Below are 20,987 nucleotides of genomic sequence, written 5' to 3' on the forward strand. Positions count from 1 at the left end.
CGCTCCCCTCACTGGGAATGTCACTGGGAATGTCACTGGCCTACTCGCCGGGTGCGTCGCTGGGCCGGTCGTCCAGCAGCTCGGTCTCGATCCAGGTGGTGTGGTGCGCCACGGCCGCGAACTCCGGGTCCAGCACGAGCCGCCGCAGCAGCGGCACCGTGGTCCTGATCCCCTCCACGTGCGTGGCGGCCAGGGCCGCGCCCATCCGCTGCACGGCCGTTCGCCGGTCCTCGGCGTGCACGATCAGCTTGGCCAGCAGCGAGTCGTAGTACGGGGCCACGGTGTCTCCGCTGCGCACTCCGGTGTCCACGCGGTACTCGGGCCCCTCCGGCCAGTCGAGGCGGCTGATGGTGCCCGGGCTCGGCATGAACTTCTGCTCCGGGTCCTCGGCGTTGATCCGGCACTCGACGGAGTGCCCGTCGAAGGAGATGTCCTCCTGCCGCAGCTCCGTCCGCCCGGTCGAGGCGATCGTGAGCTGCTCGGCGACCAGGTCCACGCCCGTGACGAACTCCGTGACCGGGTGCTCCACCTGCAGGCGGGTGTTCATCTCGATGAACGCCGCCTCGTGCCGGACGGGGTCGTAGAGGTACTCGACCGTGCCCACCCCGGTGTAGGAGCACAGCCGGGCCAGGTTCACGGCGGAGTCCCGGATGCGCTCGCGGACCTCGTCCGGCAGGTCCGGGGCGGGGGCCTCCTCCACGATCTTCTGGGAGCGGCGCTGCAGGGAGCAGTCGCGGTCTCCCAGGTGCAGGAACGTCTGCCCGTCGCCCAGGACCTGGACCTCCACGTGCCGGGCTCGCTCCACGAACCGCTCCAGGTACACCGTGGGGTCCCCGAAGCTCGCGCCGGCCTCGGACCGGGCGGTGTCGACGGTTCGCAGCAGGTCCTCCTCGGCGCGGACCAGGCGGATTCCGCGCCCGCCGCCACCGGCCGAGGCCTTGACCACGAGCGGGTAGCCGACCTCCCGGGCCAGCGCCAGGACGGCGTCGTCGTCGCCCTCCAGGGGGCCGTTCGAGCCGGCGAGGACGGGCACCCCGGCCGCGATCGCGGCCTCCAGCGCCCGGGTCTTGTGGCCCATGAGGTCGATGACGTCGGGGGAGGGCCCCACCCACGTCAAGCCCGCCTCCTGCACGCGCCGGGCGAACGCGGCGTTCTCGGAGAGGAAGCCGTAGCCGGGGTGCACCGCGTCGCATCCGTGCTCCAGGGCCGCGGCCACGAGCGCCTCCGCGTTCAGATAGGACTTCTGGGCCGGGGCGGGCCCCACCACGGCCACGGCGTCGGCGAGCTCCGCCGCCATCGACTCCCGGTCCACTTCGCTCACGGCCAGAACCGTGCGCAGGCCCCTCTCCCGTGCCGAGCGCAGGATCCGGACCGCGATCTCGCCCCTGTTGGCCACCAGGAGCGCGGAGACCGGCACGGCTCAACTCTCCGTGACGACGGCGATGACGTCCCCGGGGTGGACCATGTCCCCGTCCTGCAGCCGGAACTCCTGGAGGGTGCCGGCGGTCTCGGTCTGTACCTCGGAGAACTGCTTCATCACCTCGACGAGGCCGATGACCTGGCCGGTCTCGACCCGGTCGCCGTCCTGCACGAAGGGGTCCTTGTCGGGGGAGGGGCGGCGGTAGAAGACGCCGGGGAGCGGGGACTGGATCTCGGCCATGACGGTCCTTTCCATCGGTGCTGCTGGGCTGTTCGGTGGTCCTTCGTGTCGTCATTCAATCAGTCAGGTCGGTCGGCAGCGGCCGCCTGGGCGTCGACCGCCTCGCGGACGGCGCGGGCCACCGCGGGCGCCCCCGGGGCGTCGGAGTGCACACAGACGGACTCGAAGCGCATCGGCAGCTCCGTGCCGTCCACGGCCCGCACGACCCCCTCGGCCAGCGCCTGCGTCACCCGTTCGGCGGCGGCGTGCGGGTCGGTGGCGTGGGGCGTGCGCTGGATGATCAGCCCGCCCTCGGGGTTGTAGTCGAGATCCACGTAGAGCTCGGCCACGAACGGCACGCCACGCTCGGCGCACACGGACTCGTGGGCGGTGCCGGCCATCCCCAGCACGGGGACGCGGTGGTCGGCGGCCACCGCCGCCACCGCCTCCATGAGCGCCGGGTCCTTGGCGACCATCCCGTAGAGCGAACCGTGCGGCTTGAGGTGGTGCAGGTCCGCCCCGTGCTGGAGCAGGAAGCCGGTGAGAGCGCCCACCTGGTAGCGGACCAGGGACTCGACCTCCTCCGGCGTGAGCACCATGGCGCGGCGGCCGAAGCCCCACTGGTCGGGCAGGGACGGGTGGGCGCCGATCGCGACGTCGTGGGCCACGGCGGCGGCCACGGTCGCCGACATGGTGTCCGGGTCCCCGGCGTGGAAGCCGCAGGCGACGTTGGCGAGATCCACGACCTGCAGCAGCTCGGGGTCGTTGCCGAAGCGGTGCAGGCCGATCCCCTCGCCCATGTCCGAGTTGACGGTGGGCCGGGTGGGGGTTCCAGGTGTGGCCATGGTCACAGCCTAGGGACGCGATGGGCCCGAGGGAATGATCCCGGAGGGATCCCCCGGGCGATCGCGGGGCGGTCCTGGGCCGATCCCGGAGCATGTGGGGCCCGTCACTGTGCTTTTCCCCGAACACCTGTAGAGTCATGACCAGTTGTTGAAGTTTCGTTTTTCGCATTTCAAGCAGTTCGCCCGAACCCGGGCGCAGCAGTTTTTCTGAGAAGACGTTCTGGCAGGCATCGCAACGCCCGAGCACCCCGATCGCCGGGGACGCTCCGTTTCTTCAGAAAGACAGGTTCCCCATGACTACTGGCACCGTGAAGTGGTTCAACGCCGACAAGGGCTTCGGCTTCATCACCCCCGAGGACGGCTCCAAGGACGTGTTCGCGCACTTCTCCGCGATCAACTCCGGCGGATTCCGCTCCCTCGAGGAGAACCAGCGCGTCGAGTTCGAGACCCAGGACGGCCCCAAGGGCCCCCAGGCCGCGAACATCACCGTGCTTGCGTGAGAACGCCCTGATCTCCTCGTGAGATCTCCGGCGCGGGGCTGAACGCCCCGTCGTCGACCTGACATCGCCACCCGGCTCCGGCCGGGTGGCGATGTCTCTGTCCGTGGGCTTTTCCGTCCGCCGACCTCCCGGGCCGCTGACATCCCGCGCAGCGGCCGCGTCGTCCGGCCGCCCCGCTGCACGCAGGCGCCGGCACGGGTCACACCGGCATGCCGCCTCCGCCGCCGAGGACCAGGAACAGGCCCAGCACGCCGAAGACGAGGTCGATCCAGCCGAGGACCTTCCCCGCGGTGGCCTTGACCCCGAGGGCCTCCGCCTTGCTCGCCTGCCAGAGCGCCAGCGGGCCGAGCACGATCCCGAGGAGGAAGAGGCCGATGACGCCCATGATCACGGAGTTGCGCTTGTGGCTCTCGCCCTGCGCCGACCCGGGGCCGAAGCCGGGTCCCGTCTGGTAACCGCCCTGGTGTCCGGGCTGCTGTCCATACTGGTGGCCGCCCTGATAGCGCGGTGGCTGTCCCTGCTGGTAGCCGCCCGGGCGGCCCGGCTCCTGCAGGGGCCGGTCCTGGGAGTAGGGCGAGCTGGGGTCGTCGTCGCCGGGAGTGCGGTCGTAGCGAGGAGTGTCCATGGTGTGCGCTTCCTTCGTGTCGGGCCCGTCCCCGGGCGCTCCCCCGAACGGCGTGGAACCAGGAACGGGCGAGGGCGCCGGGTCGCGCAGTCTCCCGCACGGTGCTCGTGGCAGGACGTACCGGCCGCGCAGCTCCCATTCTCGACGGACGGGCTCGGAGAGGCCAGAACGAATGCTCCGAATTATCCTGGCTGCGGCGTCCGCCTCCCCGGTTCCGGGAGGGCACCGTCGACGATGCCGGGACAACCATGAGCGGAGGAGAGCCGACGATGCCCGAGGTCGAGGTGCAGCCGACCGCGGCCCAGGTGCGCCGTCTGCTGGAGGAGCAGCTGCCCGAGGAGTTCCGCGTGCTCCTGGACCGGCCGCTGTCCCCGGTGGCGCAGGGCTGGGACAACGCGCTGTTCCGGCTCGGCCCCGTCCACGCGGTGCGCCTTCCCGTGCGCCGTGCCGCCGTCCCGTGCCTCCTCCGCGAGGCGCGGTGGACGGCCGTGGCCGCCGCGCCGCTGGCCGCGCTGGGGATCGCCGTGCCCCGGCCGGTGTTCCGCGGCCGGCCCGGAGCCGGGTATCCGTGGCCCTGGACGGTGGTCCGGTGGATCGAGGGCGAGGCCGTCGCGACCCTGCCGCCGGCCCGTCGGGACCGGCTCGCGGAGGACCTGGCGCGGGCGCTGGCCTCGCTGCACCGGCCGGCACCGGAGAGCGCCCCGCGCAACCCCTATCGCGGTGTTCCGCTCGGTGCACGGCTGCGCACGGCGCCTCCCTCCTGGCCGGCCACGGCCGCGGCGCTGGGGGCGCGGCGGACCGAGCGGCTCCGCGGCATCGTCGACGACGGCCTGCGTGCCGCCCCGTGGTCACGGCCCCCGGTCTGGCTGCACGGCGATCCGCACCCGTGGAACCTCGTGCACCGGGACGGGCGACTGGCCGGTCTCATCGACTTCGGGGACGTCTGCGCCGGGGATCCCGCGTCCGACCTCGCCGGCGCGTGGCTGGCCTTCGACGCGGACCAGCGCTCCGGCTTCCGCGCGCTCGTCGACACCACCGGCCGCTACGACGACGACGTGTGGCGCCGCGCCGCGGCCTGGGCCGCCCTGTACGTCGCGGCGCTGGTGGCGCATCCCGACACCGGACCGCACTTCGGCGCCGTGGTCCGGCACGCGGTGGCTCAGCTGGTTCCGGGCTCCTGAACTCCCCTGGATCGCCCTCCACCGGGCCGAGGACAATGGGCATCCCAGCGCACGGGAGGAGCAGCTGATGGACATCGTCATCGTCCCGACCGCCGCGGACGTCGCCACGTACGCGGCCGACGTCGTCGCCGACCGGATCGCCGAGGAACCGGGCACCGTACTGGGGGTGGCCACCGGGTCGTCGCCGGTCGGCATCTACCGGGAGCTGGCACGGCGCCGGGCCGAGGGCTCGCTCGACCTCGCGCACCTCACGTGCTTCGCCCTCGACGAGTACGTCGGTCTCGCACCCGAGCACCCGCGCAGCTACGCCGCCTACCTGGACCGGGAGATCGTCCGACCCTTCGGCCTGGCCCCGGGGCGGGTGCGGGTCCCCGATGCCTCCCGGGCCGACCTGGAGGAGGCCGCCGAGGAGTACGAGCAGTCGATCGCCGCGGCCGGAGGCATCGACCTCCAGATCCTGGGCATCGGCACGAACGGCCACATCGGCTTCAACGAACCGGTCTCGTCGCTGTCCTCCCGCACCCGGGTCACGGCGCTGTCCGCGCAGACCCGCACCGACAACGCTCGCTTCTTCGACCGGCCCCAGGACGTGCCCACCCACTGCCTCACGCAGGGGCTGGGCACGATCCTCGAGGCGCGCCGGGTGCTCCTGGTCGCCCAGGGGGAGCGGAAGGCGGCGGCCGTCGCCGCGGCCGTGGAGGGTCCGGTGGCCGCCCGGTGCCCCGCGTCGGTCCTGCAGTTCCATCCCCGGGCCACGCTGGTCCTCGACGAAGACGCGGCGAGCGGACTGACGCTCGAGAACGGTCACCGTCCTGTCCCGGGCCGGGGGGATGGGGCAGGTCAGGGCGGTTCCGGGCCCGCGTCATGAAGCGCGCAGAACACGTCACGACACTCCCAGTCAGGGCGCAGGAACCGGATCTCCGGCGGAGATCCGGCCCGCCGCGCCACGCACGGATCAGCATCACGATTCGACACGTGACGTTGCAGTAGGGAACCACTTACGATGCGTGTGCAAACCAGCACTCCCAGAATCGAGGGGACACCATGAAGAACAGTGCAGCGGGCGTGGCGACGGCGGCGGCGATCGGGCTCGCGGTCCTGACGGCCGCACCTGCGGCGGCCGCACCGGGTGATCCGATGGTCTTCACCGACTGCGCCACGGCCAACCAGTACGGCGTCTACAACATCCCGGTCGGCTCGGTCAGCTACAGCCCGAGCCTCGTCGACGACGACGGGGACGGCATCGTGTGCGAGAGCGCGGAGTGGACCTACGACCCCACCCGCATTCCCGTGGAGAACGAATCGGGTGGGTACACCGTCACGATCATCGACTGGATCCCCGGCGCCGGCCCCGGACCCGACGCCCAGCCCGGCGAGGTGCCCGGGGTGGACCCGTACACCCAGGTGGGCGAGGTGCCTGTGGGCGGCGCCGACACCGGTGCCGCCGCGGACACCGGTTCCGGGGGCCTCGCGGCCGCCGGCGCCGTCCTGGCCCTGACGGCCGCCGGCGCCGCGGTGGCGGTGCGCCGGCGCGGCACCGGCCGGGCGTAGACCGGGCCGAGCGGAGGAGCCGATCCCCGTGACGGATCCGACCGCCGACCGCCGCAGGGGCCGCCTGGTCCCTGCGGCGGTCGTCCTCCTGCTGCTCAGCGGCTGCGCGGGCGAGTCCCCCGCGCAGACCGCGGACCCGTCGTCGTCGGCGGTGTCCGCCGCGCCGGCGACGACGGCGCCCTCTCCGACGGCCGCGCCCACTCCGCCGGCCCCCGAACCGTCCGCCGCGCCGGAGTCGCTGCCGCCGGTGCTCCCGGAGTCGGCGCCCGTGTCGGTGCGGATCCCCGCGGTGGGGGCCTCGTCCGAGCTGCTGCACCTGGGCCTGCGCCCGGACGGGTCGCTGGAGGTGCCGCCGACCCGTCCCGGGGCCCCGGCCTCCTGGTACACGTCCTCGCCGACGCCGGGGGAGCGGGGGCCGGCCGTCCTGCTCGGCCACGTCAACGCCACCAACGGCGGGCCCGGCGTCTTCGGGGGCCTGCGCAGCCTCGCCCCCGGCGACACCGTGGAGATCGCGCGCGAGGACGGCAGCACGGCGGTGTTCGTCGTCGACCGCGGGGAGCAGTACGCCAAGGACGCCTTCCCCACGCGGGCCGTCTACGGCAACACCGCGGGAGCGGAGCTGCGCCTGATCACCTGCGACGGCTACGACCCCGCCACCGGCCTGTTCGACGACAACTACGTGGTCTACGCGACGCTCGCCGCCTGACCCCGCTGCCCGCCGCGCGGTGGCACGTGCCGGCGACCACGGGCGCCGGTGTCGCCGTCGTCCGCCCGCTCGCGGACGCGGCGCGGGGACACGCCTCGTCCTGCAGACGGAGGTGCGATCGCACACCACGGGAGAAGATGAGAGGGCGCTTCCTGTGCCGTTGCCGTTCCACCGAAGGAGATCCTCATGAGCAACCCGTATCCTCAGCAGCCCGAGGGCGCCCGCGGCGGCCCGCCGCAGTACCAGGCCACCGGTGACCAGTACGGAGCCGGTCACGGTGGCGGACGGCCCGGTGTCGCACCTCCGGAGGTCCAGCGGCTGCTGACCCTGACCCTCGTCTCGGCGGCGGTCTATCTGCTCAACCAGGTGGTCGGGCTGATCACGACCTCCAGCACGGACATGTCCGCCTCGTACGAGCAGGCGGGTCTGTCCGCCGAGCAGATCGCCCAGACCGAGAGCGTGGGGACGATCGTCGCCGTCGGTGTCATCGTGGTCGCCCTGGTGCTCTACGCCCTGGTCTACGTGTTCCTGAAGAAGGGCAAGAACTGGGCGCGCGTGCTCGGCATCGTCCTGGCGATCCTCAGCTCGCTCGGAGTGCTGCTGGGTCTGCTGACGACCGCCATGATGGGCCTCAGCGGACTGGGGATCGTGGGGCTGGCCGTGGGGCTGGTGCTGGTCGTGGTGAACGTCCTGTGGCTCGTGACCGCGTTCAAGGCCCCGGTCAAGCACTGGTTCGCCCCGCCCCGCATGGTCTGATCCGCGCCGGCGCCCGCCGGGTGCCCGGGCAGTCCCCACCGGACGCCGCCCGGCCGTCGAGGCCGGGCGGCGTTCCGCCGTGCGGGCGGCCCGGCCCGCTCAGTCGCCTCGCCCGATGACGCGGTCGCGGCCGGCGAAGAGGGCGACGACGCACAGCACCGCCATGAGACCGACCATGAGCAGCAGCGGCAGCTCCCACCGACCCCCGGCGTCGTAGAGGGCGCCGAAGACGGCGGGGGCGATCGCGGCCAGCCCGTAGCCCACGGACTGGGCCATCCCGGACAGGGCCGCCGCCTGGCGGTGGTCGGTGGACCGGAGGCTGAACAGTGACAGCGCGACGACGATGAGGCTGCCGCAGCCGATCGACCCGAGCACGATCCACAGCAGGATCAGCTCCGGCGCGGCGGCCAGTCCCGCGAAGGTGAGCAGGGCCAGGGCGCTGCCCGCGAAGGTCACGGGCCGCTGGTCGCCGAGTCGCTGCATCAGCGCCCCGGTGCCCAGGCTGGAGCCCATCCCGATCAGCAGGAACAGGGCCATGTGCGTGCCGGCGGCCGTCGCCGAGACGCCGTGGCTGCGCTCGATGCTCGGCAGCCACGCCATGAGCACGAAGAACGCCACGGACTGCAGGCCCATGAACAGGGTGACCTGCCAGCCCAGCGCCGACCGCCACGGGGACCGGTAGGGGCCCGGCTCCGTTCCAGCAGCCACCGAGTCGGAGCGCCCGGTCCGCAGCCCGGGGGAGAGCACCACCAGCGCCACGACGGCCGGCACCGCCCACACCGCCAGGGCCAGGCGCCATCCGGCCGGGCCGGCGTGGGCGATCGGGACCACCAGGGCGGAGCCGGCCGCGGCCAGCGCGCCCTGGATGGAGGTGTACACGCCGGTCACCTGGCTCACGCGCAGCGGGAACTCCCGCTTCACCAGCGAGGGCAGCAGCACGTTGAGGAACGCGATGCCGATGCCGATCACCGCGGTGCCCACCCACACCGCGCCCTCGACCGGTGCGGAGCGCCCCGCGATCCCTGCCGCGACCAGCAGCAGCGACAGCCACAGGGCCCGGTCCAGGCCCGTCCGGGCGGCCACCGCCGGGGCCACGGGGGAGAACACGGCGAACATGGCCAGCGGCAGCCCGGTCAGCAGCCCGGCCTGGCCCGCCGAGATGCCGAGGTCGCGGCTGATCTCCTCGAGCAGAGGGCCCACGGTCACGAAGCCGACGCGCAGATTGACCGCGATCAGCACCACACCGAGGAAGCCGAAGCCGAGGTGGGCCCGCCGGCCCGTGACCGATGACGCATTGGTGAGCACGGCGCACCCCTTCACATAGGCAGGACGGAGGATCTCCGGACAGCGTAGACGGGGCGGCGCGCCCCGGCACGCCGCCCCGTTCCGACCGGCCCCCGCAGCGCTGCTGCAGGGGCCCCGCAGCCGTCAGCCGAGGATGAGGTTGAGCACGAACAGCAGCGGGATGGACCCGGCCCAGACGGCGGTGGTGATGCCGGACCAGCCCTTCAGCGCGTCGGTGCCCTGCAGGCCCGTGAAGCGGGTGACCACCCAGAAGTAGGAGTCGTTGAAGTAGCTGAACACCATCGAGCCCGCGGTGCACGCCAGGGCGGCGACGACGGGGTCGATACCCAGCGTGGTCACCAGCGGCGCCGAGACGGAGGCCGCGGTGATCATCGCGACCGTGCCGGAGCCCTGGGCGATGCGCACGAAGGTGGCGATCAGGAACGGCACGAGGAAGGCGGGCAGCGGGGTGGAGGCGATGGCCTCGGCCAGGGCGTCGCCCACGCCGGAGCTGCGGAGCACCTGGCCCAGCGCGCCGCCGGCGCCCGTGATGAGCAGGATCAGGCCGGCCGAGGCCGCGGCCTCGGCGAACCAGCCGTGCGCCTTGTTGCGGGGCGTCCACCGGGGCAGGAGCACGTAGAGAGCCAGCACCATGCCGATGATCAGGGCCACCACCGGGTTGCCGATGAAGGCGAACGGGATCGCCCACGAGGAGGGCTCGTACTCGCCGCCGCCGATGACGCCCTGGGCGTTCTGGTCGATCGCGCCGGTGACCGTGTTGAGGATGATCAGCAGCAGCGGGATGAGCAGCGGGAGGGACGCGACGAACGCGCCGACCTTGTGCGGCTTGGCGCCGGCCGGCGGCTGGCCGAGGTCGAAGGCCGGGTCCGCGGTGGGGCCCTGCGCGGCCTCGTCGTCGAGCCCGTCCCGCGGCGCGTCGTCGAGGGGCGCGCTCGAGGCGTGGGCGCCGCCGCCCCCGACGCCGGCCGTGGCGACGGTGCCGTAGACGGCCTCGCGCACGTGCTCCTCGACCTTGGGCTCGAGACGGGGGCCGATCCAGCGCGCGTAGAGGACCACGACGGGCAGCAGGAGCACGGTGAAGGCCAGGCCGGCGAGGATCATGGCCCCGAGGTCCGCGCCGAGGATGCCGGACACGGCCAGCGGCCCCGGGGTGGGCGGCACCAGGTGGTGGGTGAGCGTCATGCCGCAGCCCAGTGCCAGGGCGAGGGTCACGTAGCCGGCCCGCTTCACCCGGGCGATGGACCGGGCGAGCGGGTTCATGATCACGTAGCCGGAGTCGCAGAACACGGGGATGGAGACCAGGGCGCCCACGCTGCCCATCGCCCACGGCTCACGGCCGTGGCCGAAGACGCGGAGGAAGGCGAGCGCGAGCGCGTTGGCGGCCCCCGAGACCTCGAGGATCTTGCCGATGCCCACGCCGAGGCCGATCACGATGCCGATCGAGGCCAGCGTGTTGCCGAAGCCGGTGGTGATGGCCGAGACGATGTCGAGCACCGGCTGGCCGGCGACCAGGCCGGTGACGAGGGCGGCGATGAGCAGCGCCACGAAGGCGTCCAGGCGCGTGCGGAGCACCAGGACGATGATGGTGGCGATGCCCAGCACGAGTGCCAGGAGTAGTTGCAGATCCACGGTGATCGGCTCCTCGGGGACGTGGTGCGGCCGGGTGTGCGGTCCGGCCGCGGGAATTGACGGGACCGGCGCTGCATGTGAGGCTAGTCACACATATGACGTCTGACAAGAGGCAGGTGCGCGCCGTGAGCCCCGACCCCGACGTGCGCGCCGTTCCCGCGGGGAGGACCGCTGTGGAACGGCGCGCCGATGGCTAGGAAGTCGCTGGTCGAGGCGGTCGCCGAGGACCTGCTCGAACGCATCCTCGGGGGCGAGGTGGGACCGCACGAGCCCCTTCCCCCCGAGGCCGAGATCGCCAGGGAGTCCGACGTCAGCCGGCTCACCGTGCGCGAGGCCCTCAAGGCCCTCCAGGCGCAGAGCATCGTCTACGTGCGGCGCGGGCTCGGCACCTACGTGAACCCGCCCGACGCGTGGACCGGTCTCGAGGCGATCCTGAAGGCGGCCTCCCGGGGGGCGACCTCCCACCAGGTGGCGCTGCGGCTGCTGGAGGTGCGGCGCATGGTGGAGACCGGCTCCGCGGAACTGGCCGCCGTGCACGTCACCCCGGAGGACCTCGCCGCGATGGAGACCGCGGTCCGGGACCTCGAGCGCGCGCACGAGGCGCAGGATCTGGACGAGGTCACCCGCGCCGACATGACCTTCCACGACGCCGTGCTCCGGGCCTCGGGCAATCCGTTCGTCCCCGTCCTGCTCGCCCAGCTCTCCCAGCTGCTCTACGCCGAGCGCCGGGCGACCTCCGCCTTCCCCGAGGTCCAGCGGCACGCCATCGAGCACCACCGGCTGGTCCTGGAGGCCATCGGCACCCGGGTCCCCGAGGCGGCGCGCAAGGCCATGGAGGCCCACCTCGACCAGACCCACGCCGACTACGAGCACTACATCGTCCACGGGGCCGCACCCGGCGGTCCTGATCCGGCACCCGGATCCGTTCTCGACAGCACAGGAGATGACTGACATGACCGAGATCACCGCATTCCCCGCCGAGCGCACCGCCGTGCTCACCGGCGCCGCGTCCGAGCGCGGCATCGGCCGCGCCACCGCCGACCTGCTCGCGAGCCAGGGCTGGAACATCGCCGTCCTCGACGTCGACGGCGACGCCGCCGCCGAGGCCGCGCAGGACATCGCCGGCCGGCACGGGGTGCAGGCCCTCGGGCTGCGCACGGACGTGTCCGACCAGGACTCCGTGAACGAGTCCGTGGCGCGGGTCGAGGCGGAGCTCCCGCCGATCGTGGCCCTCGTCAACCTCGCGGGCATCAGCTCGCCCACGGAGTTCATGCAGGAGACCCGGGAGGCCTGGGACCGGGTCTTCGCCATCAACATGACCGGCACGTTCATGGTGACCCAGCGCGTGCTGGCCGGGATGATCGAGCGGAAGGTCGGCCGCGTGGTCAGCGTCTCCTCGATCTCCGCCCAGCGCGGCGGCGGGACCTACTCCAAGGTGGCCTACAGCGCGTCCAAGGCCGCGATCATCGGCTTTACCCGCGCCGTGGCGCGCGAGATGGGGGAGCACGGGATCACCGTGAACTGCATCGCACCGGGCCCCGTGGACACCGACATCATGGGCGGCACCCTGAGCGACGAGCGCAAGGCGGACATGTCCAAGGACATCCTCGTCCGCCGCGTGGGCACCGTGCGGGACATGGCCGCCCTGCTCGCGTTCCTCGTCGGGGAGGACGCCGGATTCATCACCGCGGCGACGTACGACATCAACGGCGGACTGCAGATCTCCTAGTCACCCCGATCCTCCGGTCGCGGCGGCCGTCCTGATCCCCGGAGCCGCACCGGCCGCCGCCGGGAACCGTGACGGGGGTGGTGCAGCGTCGACACCGCCCCCGTCGTCGTCCAGGGTCCTCCCGGCACTGTTGCGGACGGGCCCGGCAGGGCTCACCAGCGGGGGTGGACGTCCGCCCGGAAGAAGGCGTCGTAGATCCTGCGGACCCCGGAGTCGATCTCGCGGCCCAGGTCCCCGGTGTCCGCCGCCGAGGCGTTGCCGCGGACCTGCTCCACGTTGCGGGCCCCCGGGATCACGGTGCTGACGCCGTCCTGGGCAATGATCCAGGCGATCGCGGCCTGTGCCGTGGTCACCCCGTCCGGGAGCAGCCCGGCGAACTCGCGGACGGCCTCGAGGCCGCGCTGGAAGTCCACCCCGGAGAACGTCTCCCCGACGTCGAAGGCGTCGCCGCCGCGGTTGTAGTTGCGGTGGTCGTCCGCGGCGAACCGGGTGTCCTCCGTGTACTTCCCGGACAGCAGCCCGGAGGCCAGCGGCACCCGGGCGATGATCCCCACCCCGGCCTCCTGCGCCGCCGGCAGCACGGCGTCCAGCGGCTTGAGCCGGAAGGCGTTGAGGATGATCTGGACGGTGGCGGTGCTGCCGCGGGCGATGGCCTCGAGCGCCTCGTCGGTGCGCTCCACGCTGACGCCGTAGTGGCGGACGGCGCCCTCCTCGACCAGGGTGTCCAGGGCGTCGTAGACCTCCTGGTCGCTGTAGACCGGCGTGGGCGGGCAGTGCAGCTGGACCAGATCGAGGGTGTCGGTGCCCAGGTTCCGGCGCGAGCGGTCCACCCACTGCCGGAAGTTCGTGAGCGTGTAGTTCTCCGGCACCTGGTCCACGCGGCGGCCCATCTTCGTGGCCACGGTGATGTCCAGGCCGGGGCGCTCGCGCAGGAACGCGCCGATGGTCTGCTCGCTGCGGCCGTCGCCGTAGACGTCGGCGGTGTCGAAGAACGTCACCCCCGACTCCACGGCGGCCTCCAGCACGGCGGTGGCCTCGACGGGGTCGACCTCCCCCCAGTCCGCGCCCAGCTGCCACGTCCCCAGGCCCACGGTGGAGACCTTCCACCCGGTCCTGCCGAGTGTGCGTCGTTCCATGCGTCCCTCGCTCGTCTCGTGCTCGATGCGGAACCCCCGGTGCGCCTGGACGTCCCGGGGGTGCCTGGTGGTCCGGTGCGGCGGAGGCTCGGCCGGCTGCCGCCCGGGCGCTAGCGGCCGCCGGCCTTCTTCTCGCGCCGCTTCGCCATGATGCGGCCGAAGACCGCGGTGCCGACCATGAACAGGATCCTTCGCATGCTGGTGCTCCTTCTGTGCCGTGGTGCCTGGTTGGCGTGCTCGGTCCACGCTACGGGCTGTCCGGGCAAAAGGTAAGTGGGCTGAAGAATCTTGCGGTGCCTTCCCCGGTCGGAACGTCACCGCCGTCGCCCGCGGCGGGCGGTCCCGAGGCGCGCGGATCCGCCGGACCGGGCTCAGGGCGTCGCCGCGCGCAGGTGCGCCAGGACGGCGGCACCGACCTCCTCGGGCCGCTCCTCGGCGAGGAAGTGGCCCGCGTCCAGGGCGTGCCCTGTCGCCTGCGGGAACTGCCGCCGCCACAGGGCGAGCGGGTCCTCGCGCGCGCCGACCCGCCCTCGTGAGCCCCACAGGACGAGGGCGGGCAGGTCCCGCTGCTCGTGCTCGTCCGCCTCGTCGAGCTCCACGTCCGGGCCGGCGGCCGCGCGGTAGTCGCGGCACCAGGCGTCGACCACGGCGGGATCCCGTGCCGCGTCCTCGTAGGCGGCGAGCGCGGCCGGGTGGAACGGCACCTGCGTGCCGCTGAGCCCCTGGAGCGTCCGGCGCACGAAGTACACGGGGTCGTGGCCGATCAGCGTCTGCGGCAGGCCCTCGCCCTGGGCGAGGAACGTCCAGTGGTAGTACGGCTGGGCCAGCCACGCGTCCATCGACCGCCACACCTCCAGGGTGGGCAGGATGTCCAGCAGGGCCACGGACGCCACCGCGCCGGGGGCGTCGAGCGCCATCCGGTGGGCGGTCCGGGCGCCGCGGTCGTGCCCGACAACGGAGAACCGGTCGTGGCCCAGCGCCCGCATGAGCTGCACCTGGTCGGCGGCCATCGCCCGGAAGGTGTGGTCCTCGCTGCTCGTGCGCGAGCGGCCGTAGCCGCGCAGGTCGGCCGCGACCACCGTGAACTCCTCGGCCAGCACGGGAGCCAGGACGTGCCACATGGCGTGGGTCTGCGGGAAGCCGTGCAGCAGGAGCACGGGCGGGCCGTCGCCGCCCGTGCGGGCGTGGATCGTGCCGTCGGCCACGGGGACGTCGTGGGCGGTGAAGTCGGGGAACACGGTTCCTCCTGCGGATCGGGGACGGGCCGCGCGGCGCGGGGCCCGGGACTGGAATGCAGGGTCCGCGACGTTGTACGTGATGGGCTGGACCGCACAGGCACCAGACAACACCAGCGAGGAACCGGGAGAAACCCCATGAACCACGCCACGACGCAGTTCGTCGACCCCGCGGCCACGGCCGGCCACGCCGCGAGCTCGGGGGAGCTCGTGGAGACCGCCGAGCGGTACACCGCGCGCACGTACTCCCCGCTGGACGTGGTGGTGGCCCGGGCCCAGGGCACGACCGTCACGGACGTGGAGGGCCGGGAGTACCTCGACTTCCTCGCCGGCTACTCGGCGCTGAACTTCGGCCACGGCCACCCGGCGGTCCTGGAGGCGGCCCGGACCCAGCTGGAGCGGGTGACGCTGACCAGCCGCGCGGTCCACAACGACCAGCTCGGCCCCTTCGCCCGGGACCTGTGCGCCCTGCTCGGCCAGGACATGATGCTGCCGATGAACACCGGCGCCGAGGCCGTGGAGTCGGCGATCAAGGTCGCCCGGAAGTGGGGCTACGAGCGCCAGGGGGTGGCCCCGGACCGGGCGCAGATCGTCGTGGCGGCGGGGAACTTCCACGGCCGCACCACCACGGTCATCAGCTTCTCCGACGACGACGAGGCGCACCGCAACTACGGCCCCTACACGCCGGGCTTCGTGACCGTCCCGTTCGGGGACCTCGCCGCCCTCGAGGCGGCGGTCACCGAGGACACGGTCGCGGTGCTGCTGGAGCCCATCCAGGGCGAGGCCGGCGTGATCGTGCCGCCGACGGGGTACCTGCAGGGCGTGCGGCGGTGCACGGCCGAGCGCGGAGTCCTGCTCGTCGCGGACGAGATCCAGTCCGGGCTGGGCCGCACCGGCCGGACGCTGGCGTGCGAGCACGAGGGCGTGGAGGCGGACCTCTACCTGCTGGGAAAGGCCCTGGGCGGCGGGGTGCTGCCGGTGTCCGCGGTCGTCGGCCGCGCGGATGTCCTGTCGGTGCTGCGGCCCGGCCAGCACGGCAGCACGTTCGGCGGCAACCCGCTGGCGGGCGCCGTCGGCCGCGCCGTCGTCGCCCTCCTCGCCACCGGGGAGCCCCAGGAGCGGGCGCGGGTCATGGGGGAGAAGCTGCACGCCGGCCTGGCGGAGCTGGTGCCGCTGGGCCTGGCCGAGGTGCGCGGGCGCGGGCTGTGGGCCGGGATCGACATCGATCCGCGGCTCGGCACCGGCCGGGAGTGCTGCGAGCGGCTGGTGGCCCACGGGGTCCTCGCCAAGGACACCCACGGCTCCACCATCCGGCTGAGCCCGCCGCTGGTGATCACCGACCAGGAGCTGGAGCGGGGACTGGCCGCGCTCGCGGACGTGCTGCGGGCCATGGCGCGCCGCTGACCTGCCTCAGCCCGCCCCGTCGGACTCCGCCCCGGTGGACTCCTCCCCGTGGGCCAGTGCCGACTCGATGCTGCCGGCGAGCTGCGCCGGCGAGGTCTTCGGGGCGAAGCGGCGGATCACCCGGCCGTCCCGGCTCACGAGGAACTTGGTGAAGTTCCACTTGATGGCGTCGCCCATGATCCCGCCCCGCTCCTCGCGCAGCCACGACCACAGCGGGTGGGCGCCGGGGCCGTTGACGTCGACCTTCTCGAACATGGGGAACGTGACGCCGTAGTTGCGGCTGCAGAACTCGGCGATCTCTTCCTCGCTGCCCGGCTCCTGGTTCCCGAACTGGTTGCAGGGGAAGCCCAGGACCACGAGGCCGTCCCGCTTGAAGTTCCGCCACAGCTGCTCGAGGCCTTCGTACTGCGGCGTGAACCCGCACTCGCTCGCGGTGTTGACCACGAGCACCACCTTCCCGGCGTACTCGGACAGCGGTTGCTCGCGCCCGTCGAGGGTCGTGGCGGTGAAGTCGTGCAGCGTGGTCATGGGAGCCTCCGGGGCGGTCGAGGACGGCGGTCTGCTCCCATCATGCCGCGGGAGCCCCGCCGGTGTCCGGGCGAGCGCCGTGGTCGCGGACCACGGCCACGCAGCCGGGCGCGGTGGCCGGCAGCCGCCACCTCGCGGAAGGAGGGAGGGGAGAGCGGAGGGGCCGGGGCGGGGTGCAGGTGGGTAACGATCCCGCGGAGGGGTCCCACGGGCCGCGGGGGCGCGGCGTACCCTGGCCGTGTCGGAAGGAGCCCCTCATGACACAGCGCAACGAATCGTGGCCCGCCGGAACGCCCTGCTGGGCCGATCTGATCGCCTCCGACCCGGACCGCACGCAGGAGTTCTACCGGGAGGTGCTCGGCTGGGAGTACGGCGAGCCGCGGCCGGAGCACGGCGGGTACCGCAACGCCCTGATCGGTGGAAGACCCGTGGCCGGGCTCTACCCGGCAGGCCCGGACCTGAGGGGCGTCCCGCACGTGTGGCAGGTGTACCTCGCCTCGGACCGGATCCACCGCTGCGCCGAGCGGGTCCTCGCCGCCGGGGGCACGCAGCTGATGGAGCCCGTCGAGGTGGGCGAGTTCGGCTGGATGGGCCTCTGGCAGGACCCCACCGGGGCGTCCTTCGGGATGTGGCAGGCCGGGGAGCACATCGGCTTCGCCGTGGTCGACGTGCCCGGCAGCGTCGCCTGGTGCGACCTCATGACCCCGGACCACCACGCCGCCCGCGACTTCTACGCCCAGGTCTTCGGCTACCACTACGAGGACGTCGGCGAGGACGACGCCCCCTACGCCACCTTCACCGTGCCGCACGGAGGCCGACCGGCCGGCGGCATCGGCATGACCGACCCCGCGGCGGAGAACGCGCCCGCGGCCTGGTCGGTCTGCTTCCAGGTCGACGACGTCGGCGCCGCCGTCCAGCGCGTGCGCGACGCCGGCGGATCGGTCGTGGAGGACCCGTTCGACGTCGAGTACGGGCGGCTGGCGGTCGTGGCCGGTCCGGACCGGGAGTCCTTCGCGATCATGACGCCCGCGACCGTGCAGGCCACGGGCACGTAGTCGGGGACGTCCCTGCAGCGCGTCCCCGACGGCGCGGGAGCACGCCGTGACAGGGGTCACCCGGCGGTAGCATGGTGACCCGGCGAACATCCCTCGCCGTCCCCACCGCCACCTCCACAGAGATCGGAGCGACATGAACTCCATCGTCCTCGCCGTGGTCGGTGTGGCCATGATGATCCTCGGGTACCTCCTGTACTCGAAGTTCGTGGCCCGCCGGATCTACAAGCTCCAGGACTCCTTCGTCACCCCCGCCCACGAGCTGGGCGACGGCGTGGACTTCGTCCCCACCAACAAGTACGTGCTGTGGGGCCACCACTTCACCTCCGTTGCCGGCGCGGCCCCCATCGTCGGCCCCGCCATCGCCGTCATCTGGGGCTGGATGCCCGCGTTCCTCTGGGTCACCCTCGGCACCGTCTTCTTCGCCGGCGTCCACGACCTCGGTGCCCTGTGGGCGTCCAACCGGCACCAGGGCAAGTCCATCGGGTCGCTGTCCGGGAAGTACATCGGCCACCGGGGCCGCAACCTGTTCCTGGTCGTGATCTTCCTCGTGCTGCTCATGGTCAACGCCGCGTTCGCCGTGGTGATCTCCAACCTGCTGGTCGGCACGCCCACCGCCGTGATCCCCACGTGGGGCGCCATCGTCGTCGCCCTGCTCATCGGCCAGGCGGTCTACCGCTACAAGTGGAACCTGGCCGTCGTGTCCGTCGTCGGCGTCGTGGCACTGTACGCCCTCATCCTGATCGGCGACCGTTTCCCGGTCATCCTGCCGGAGACGGTCCTGGGCCTGCCGGCCAACGCGTTCTGGATCGTGGTGCTCTTCGCCTACGCCGGCGTCGCCTCCGTGCTGCCCGTGTGGATGCTCCTGCAGCCGCGCGACTACATCAACGGCCTGCAGCTGTTCATCGCCCTGGGCATCCTCTACGGCGCGGTGCTGATCTCCTCCCCGACCGTCGTCGCCCCGGCCTTCAACGACTCCGTGCCCGAGGGCACGCCGAGCCTCGTGCCCCTGCTGTTCGTGACCATCGCCTGCGGTGCGATCTCGGGTTTCCACGGCATCGTGGCCTCGGGGACGTCCTCCAAGCAGCTGGACAAGGAGCCGGACGCGCGCTTCGTCGGCTACTTCGGCGCCGTCGGCGAGGGCCTCCTGGCGCTCGGCGCGATCATCGCCACGACCGCCGGCTTCCGCACGCTCGCCGACTGGGAGGCCGTGTACACCGCGTTCGGCCAGGGCGGCGTGGCCGCGTTCGTCCAGGGCGGCGCTTCGGTCGTCAACTCCGGACTGGGCATCCCCGCGTCGCTGAGCGCGACCATCCTCGCGACCATGGCCGTGCTCTTCGCGGCCACCACGATGGACACCGGCATCCGCCTGCAGCGCTTCGTGGTCCAGGAGGCGGCCCACATCATGGGCGTCACCCTCAACAAGGCGATCGCCACGCTCGTCGTCCTCGTCGTGTGCGTGGGGCTGACCTTCAGCGCGGGGGCGGACGGCTCCGGGGGCATGCTCATCTGGCCGCTGTTCGGCACCACCAACCAGCTGCTGGCCGGCCTCACCTTGTCGATGATCGCGGTGATCCTGCTGCGCAAGGGCCGTCCGGTGCTGCCAGTGCTGGTCCCCCTGGTGTTCCTGCTCCTGATGTCCGTCTACGCGCTGATCGTCCAGCTGGGACAGTTCTACGCCGCCGAGAACTGGTTCCTGCTCGTCCTCGACGTGATCATCCTGATCGCGGCCCTGTGGGTCATCGTCGAGTCCGTGACCGCGATGAACACGGCCCGGAAGAACCCGCCCGAGCTCGACGAGGAGGCCGTCAGCACCTCGCCCGGGGAGGTCCGCGGGCTGTGAGCCGGTGAGCGTCCTCGACCGGCTGCGCTCGGTGCAGGCCCGCCTCGGTGCGGGCCTGCACGAGTTCTACGTGGCGCCCTACCGGCGCACCTTCGCCCGCGCCCAGCGCGACGAGGAGGACCTGTTCATGATGCTGGTCCTCTCGGAGGCTCTCGGCGTGCCCAATCCCGCCAGCTACTACACCGTGGAGCTGCTGCCCGTGGTCTACGACCGGTTCCACGACTGGCACCGGCGGATGGGCATGGAGCGCTCGCCCCTGGAGCACATCGCATGCTGCTAGAGCTCGCCTCCACCCGCCGGGTCCTGTTCGTCGGCGGCAAGGGGGGCGTCGGCAAGACCGCCGTCGCCTCCGCCACCGCCCTCGCCCAGGCCCGAGCGGGCCGCCGGGTGCTCGTCGTCTCGACCGACCCCGCCCACAACCTCGGGCACCTGTGGGAGCGCCACGTGGGGGACCGGATCACCTCCCTCGCCAAGGACCCGGGCGGTGCCGGGGCCGGAGCGGGTCTCCTCGACGGCATCGAGGTGGACCCGGTCGCCACGACCGACGCCCACCTCGCCGCCGTGGGCGCCACCATCCGCCGGCTCATGCCCGAGCACCTCGCCGCCGAGGTCGACAAGCACATGGAGCTCGCTCGCGACTCGCCCGGCACCCACGAGTCGGCGGTGCTCGAGCGGATCGCCGAGCTCGTGGACACGGGCCTGGACGACTACGACCTCATCGTCTTCGACACCGCACCGTCCGGGCACACCGCCCGGCTCATGGCCCTGCCCGAGATCATGTCCGCCTGGACCGAGGGGCTGCTGCGCCGGCGCGGGAAGGCGGAGAAGTTCGGCGCCGCCCTGCGCGGCCTCGAGGACCGGGACGCCGCGAGCGAGAGCATCGTGGGCACGGGGCGGCCACGGGACCCCCGGGAGGAGCGGGACCTCGAGATCCGGCGGATCCTGCTGCGCCGCCGCGAGCGCTTCGAGGCGCTGCGCGAGGTGCTGGTGGACGCCGAGCGCTGCAGCTTCGTCATCGTCCTCGCGGCCGAGCGGCTGCCCGTCCTCGAGACCGTCGAGCTGCACGAGCAGCTGCTCCGCGCCGGTGTGCACGTGGGGGCCCTCGTGATCAACAAGCGCTCCCCGGCGGATGCGGGGGACTTCCTCGCCGAGCGCCGCGCGCTGGAGGAGGTGCACGTCGCCACCCTCCGCGGCGCCCTCCCGGAGGTCCCGGTGCTGCAGGTCCCCCTGCTGCCGGGGGACGTGGTGGGGCAGGAGGCGCTCGAGCGGTTCGGGGACGCGCTCGCCCAGGCGGATCTCAGGGCCACGTGACACGCTGAGGTG

Annotated in this window: 22 protein-coding genes; 13 read left to right on the plus strand and 9 right to left on the minus strand. The window is 72.8% G+C overall.

The window, feature by feature from the left end; genetic code table 11:
• Positions 1–40: 40 nt before the first annotated feature.
• Genes ACFYE1_RS12155 through ACFYE1_RS12165 form a run of 3 tightly spaced genes read right to left on the minus strand, consistent with a single transcriptional unit; the run spans position 41 to position 2,484 of the window.
• Complete coding sequence (locus ACFYE1_RS12155) at positions 41–1,417, minus strand: acetyl-CoA carboxylase biotin carboxylase subunit (RefSeq protein ID WP_387743083.1); 1,377 nt, start codon at positions 1,415–1,417, stop codon at positions 41–43.
• 3 nt (positions 1,418–1,420) lie between these two features.
• Positions 1,421–1,660, minus strand: coding sequence for an acetyl-CoA carboxylase (locus tag ACFYE1_RS12160; RefSeq protein WP_387743085.1), 240 nt, complete (start codon positions 1,658–1,660; stop codon positions 1,421–1,423).
• 59 nt (positions 1,661–1,719) lie between these two features.
• Positions 1,720–2,484 carry a 5-oxoprolinase subunit PxpA gene (locus ACFYE1_RS12165; protein ID WP_387743087.1) on the minus strand — a complete coding sequence of 255 codons (765 nt, stop codon included), beginning with the start codon at positions 2,482–2,484 and terminating at the stop codon, positions 1,720–1,722.
• Between the two features lie 293 nt (positions 2,485–2,777).
• Between ACFYE1_RS12165 and cspE the strand changes: the two genes are divergently transcribed.
• A complete protein-coding gene (gene cspE / locus ACFYE1_RS12170) occupies positions 2,778–2,984 on the plus strand; it encodes a transcription antiterminator/RNA stability regulator CspE (protein ID WP_035923571.1) in 207 nt (68 codons plus the stop codon).
• Between the two features lie 199 nt (positions 2,985–3,183).
• On the opposite strand, the gene ACFYE1_RS12175 is transcribed toward cspE, so the two are convergent.
• The gene (locus ACFYE1_RS12175; protein WP_387743089.1) at positions 3,184–3,609 is read right to left on the minus strand and encodes a hypothetical protein; all 426 of its coding nucleotides are present in this window, start codon (positions 3,607–3,609) and stop codon (positions 3,184–3,186) included.
• Positions 3,610–3,878: 269 nt separating this feature from the next.
• On the opposite strand from ACFYE1_RS12175, the gene ACFYE1_RS12180 reads away from it, so the two are divergent.
• The 5 genes from ACFYE1_RS12180 to ACFYE1_RS12200 all read left to right on the plus strand — a co-directional run bounded on the left by ACFYE1_RS12180 (position 3,879) and on the right by ACFYE1_RS12200 (position 7,803).
• Positions 3,879–4,790 (plus strand): aminoglycoside phosphotransferase family protein, encoded by a 912-nt coding sequence (locus ACFYE1_RS12180; protein ID WP_387743091.1) that lies wholly within the window; start codon positions 3,879–3,881, stop codon positions 4,788–4,790.
• Positions 4,791–4,857: 67 nt separating this feature from the next.
• Positions 4,858–5,658 (plus strand): glucosamine-6-phosphate deaminase, encoded by an 801-nt coding sequence (gene nagB / locus ACFYE1_RS12185; RefSeq protein ID WP_387743093.1) that lies wholly within the window; start codon positions 4,858–4,860, stop codon positions 5,656–5,658.
• Between the two features lie 176 nt (positions 5,659–5,834).
• On the plus strand, positions 5,835–6,341 hold the full coding sequence (locus tag ACFYE1_RS12190; protein ID WP_387743095.1) for an excalibur calcium-binding domain-containing protein: 507 nt from the start codon (positions 5,835–5,837) through the stop codon (positions 6,339–6,341).
• A gap of 28 nt (positions 6,342–6,369) precedes the next feature.
• Positions 6,370–7,047, plus strand: coding sequence for a class F sortase (locus tag ACFYE1_RS12195; protein ID WP_387743096.1), 678 nt, complete (start codon positions 6,370–6,372; stop codon positions 7,045–7,047).
• 186 nt (positions 7,048–7,233) lie between these two features.
• Positions 7,234–7,803, plus strand: a complete 570-nt coding sequence (locus ACFYE1_RS12200) for a hypothetical protein (RefSeq protein WP_387743098.1) — start codon at positions 7,234–7,236, stop codon at positions 7,801–7,803.
• Between the two features lie 99 nt (positions 7,804–7,902).
• Here the strand turns inward: ACFYE1_RS12200 and ACFYE1_RS12205 are convergent, their stop codons facing one another.
• Together ACFYE1_RS12205 and ACFYE1_RS12210 are read right to left on the minus strand one after the other, a co-directional pair.
• Entirely contained in the window at positions 7,903–9,108 is a 1,206-nt protein-coding gene (locus ACFYE1_RS12205) for an MFS transporter (RefSeq protein ID WP_387743100.1), read from the minus strand.
• 123 nt (positions 9,109–9,231) lie between these two features.
• Positions 9,232–10,737 (minus strand): GntP family permease, encoded by a 1,506-nt coding sequence (locus tag ACFYE1_RS12210; protein WP_387743102.1) that lies wholly within the window; start codon positions 10,735–10,737, stop codon positions 9,232–9,234.
• A gap of 189 nt (positions 10,738–10,926) precedes the next feature.
• Here ACFYE1_RS12210 and ACFYE1_RS12215 point away from each other — a divergent pair, with 189 nt between their 5' ends.
• Both ACFYE1_RS12215 and ACFYE1_RS12220 read left to right on the plus strand, forming a co-directional pair.
• A complete protein-coding gene (locus ACFYE1_RS12215) occupies positions 10,927–11,688 on the plus strand; it encodes a FadR/GntR family transcriptional regulator (RefSeq protein ID WP_387743103.1) in 762 nt (253 codons plus the stop codon).
• 1 nt (position 11,689) lies between these two features.
• On the plus strand, positions 11,690–12,466 hold the full coding sequence (locus ACFYE1_RS12220) for an SDR family NAD(P)-dependent oxidoreductase (protein WP_387743105.1): 777 nt from the start codon (positions 11,690–11,692) through the stop codon (positions 12,464–12,466).
• A gap of 152 nt (positions 12,467–12,618) precedes the next feature.
• Here the strand turns inward: ACFYE1_RS12220 and ACFYE1_RS12225 are convergent, their stop codons facing one another.
• Together ACFYE1_RS12225 and ACFYE1_RS12230 are read right to left on the minus strand one after the other, a co-directional pair.
• Entirely contained in the window at positions 12,619–13,602 is a 984-nt protein-coding gene (locus tag ACFYE1_RS12225; protein WP_387743106.1) for an aldo/keto reductase, read from the minus strand.
• 371 nt (positions 13,603–13,973) lie between these two features.
• On the minus strand, positions 13,974–14,840 hold the full coding sequence (locus tag ACFYE1_RS12230) for an alpha/beta fold hydrolase (protein WP_387743108.1): 867 nt from the start codon (positions 14,838–14,840) through the stop codon (positions 13,974–13,976).
• A gap of 135 nt (positions 14,841–14,975) precedes the next feature.
• Between ACFYE1_RS12230 and rocD the strand changes: the two genes are divergently transcribed.
• Positions 14,976–16,241 carry an ornithine--oxo-acid transaminase gene (rocD, locus tag ACFYE1_RS12235; protein WP_387743110.1) on the plus strand — a complete coding sequence of 422 codons (1,266 nt, stop codon included), beginning with the start codon at positions 14,976–14,978 and terminating at the stop codon, positions 16,239–16,241.
• Between the two features lie 6 nt (positions 16,242–16,247).
• On the opposite strand, the gene ACFYE1_RS12240 is transcribed toward rocD, so the two are convergent.
• A complete protein-coding gene (locus ACFYE1_RS12240) occupies positions 16,248–16,769 on the minus strand; it encodes a glutathione peroxidase (RefSeq protein ID WP_387743112.1) in 522 nt (173 codons plus the stop codon).
• Positions 16,770–17,026: 257 nt separating this feature from the next.
• Here ACFYE1_RS12240 and ACFYE1_RS12245 point away from each other — a divergent pair, with 257 nt between their 5' ends.
• The 4 genes from ACFYE1_RS12245 (at position 17,027) to ACFYE1_RS12260 (ending at position 20,975) form a co-directional block, all read left to right on the plus strand.
• Positions 17,027–17,824: a VOC family protein gene (locus ACFYE1_RS12245; protein WP_387743114.1), complete on the plus strand. Its 798-nt coding sequence runs from the start codon at positions 17,027–17,029 to the stop codon at positions 17,822–17,824.
• Between the two features lie 133 nt (positions 17,825–17,957).
• Positions 17,958–19,664 carry a carbon starvation CstA family protein gene (locus tag ACFYE1_RS12250; protein WP_387743116.1) on the plus strand — a complete coding sequence of 569 codons (1,707 nt, stop codon included), beginning with the start codon at positions 17,958–17,960 and terminating at the stop codon, positions 19,662–19,664.
• Between the two features lie 4 nt (positions 19,665–19,668).
• Positions 19,669–19,944, plus strand: a complete 276-nt coding sequence (locus tag ACFYE1_RS12255; protein WP_387743118.1) for a cory-CC-star protein — start codon at positions 19,669–19,671, stop codon at positions 19,942–19,944.
• Entirely contained in the window at positions 19,935–20,975 is a 1,041-nt protein-coding gene (locus tag ACFYE1_RS12260; protein WP_387743120.1) for an ArsA family ATPase, read from the plus strand. Before ACFYE1_RS12255 ends, ACFYE1_RS12260 begins: the two co-directional genes overlap by 10 nt.
• Positions 20,976–20,987: the final 12 nt, after the last annotated feature.

Origin of the sequence: Kocuria nitroreducens (assembly GCF_042879195.1) — a bacterium.
In the GTDB taxonomy this organism is placed as follows: Bacteria; Actinomycetota; Actinomycetes; order Actinomycetales; family Micrococcaceae; genus Kocuria; species Kocuria nitroreducens.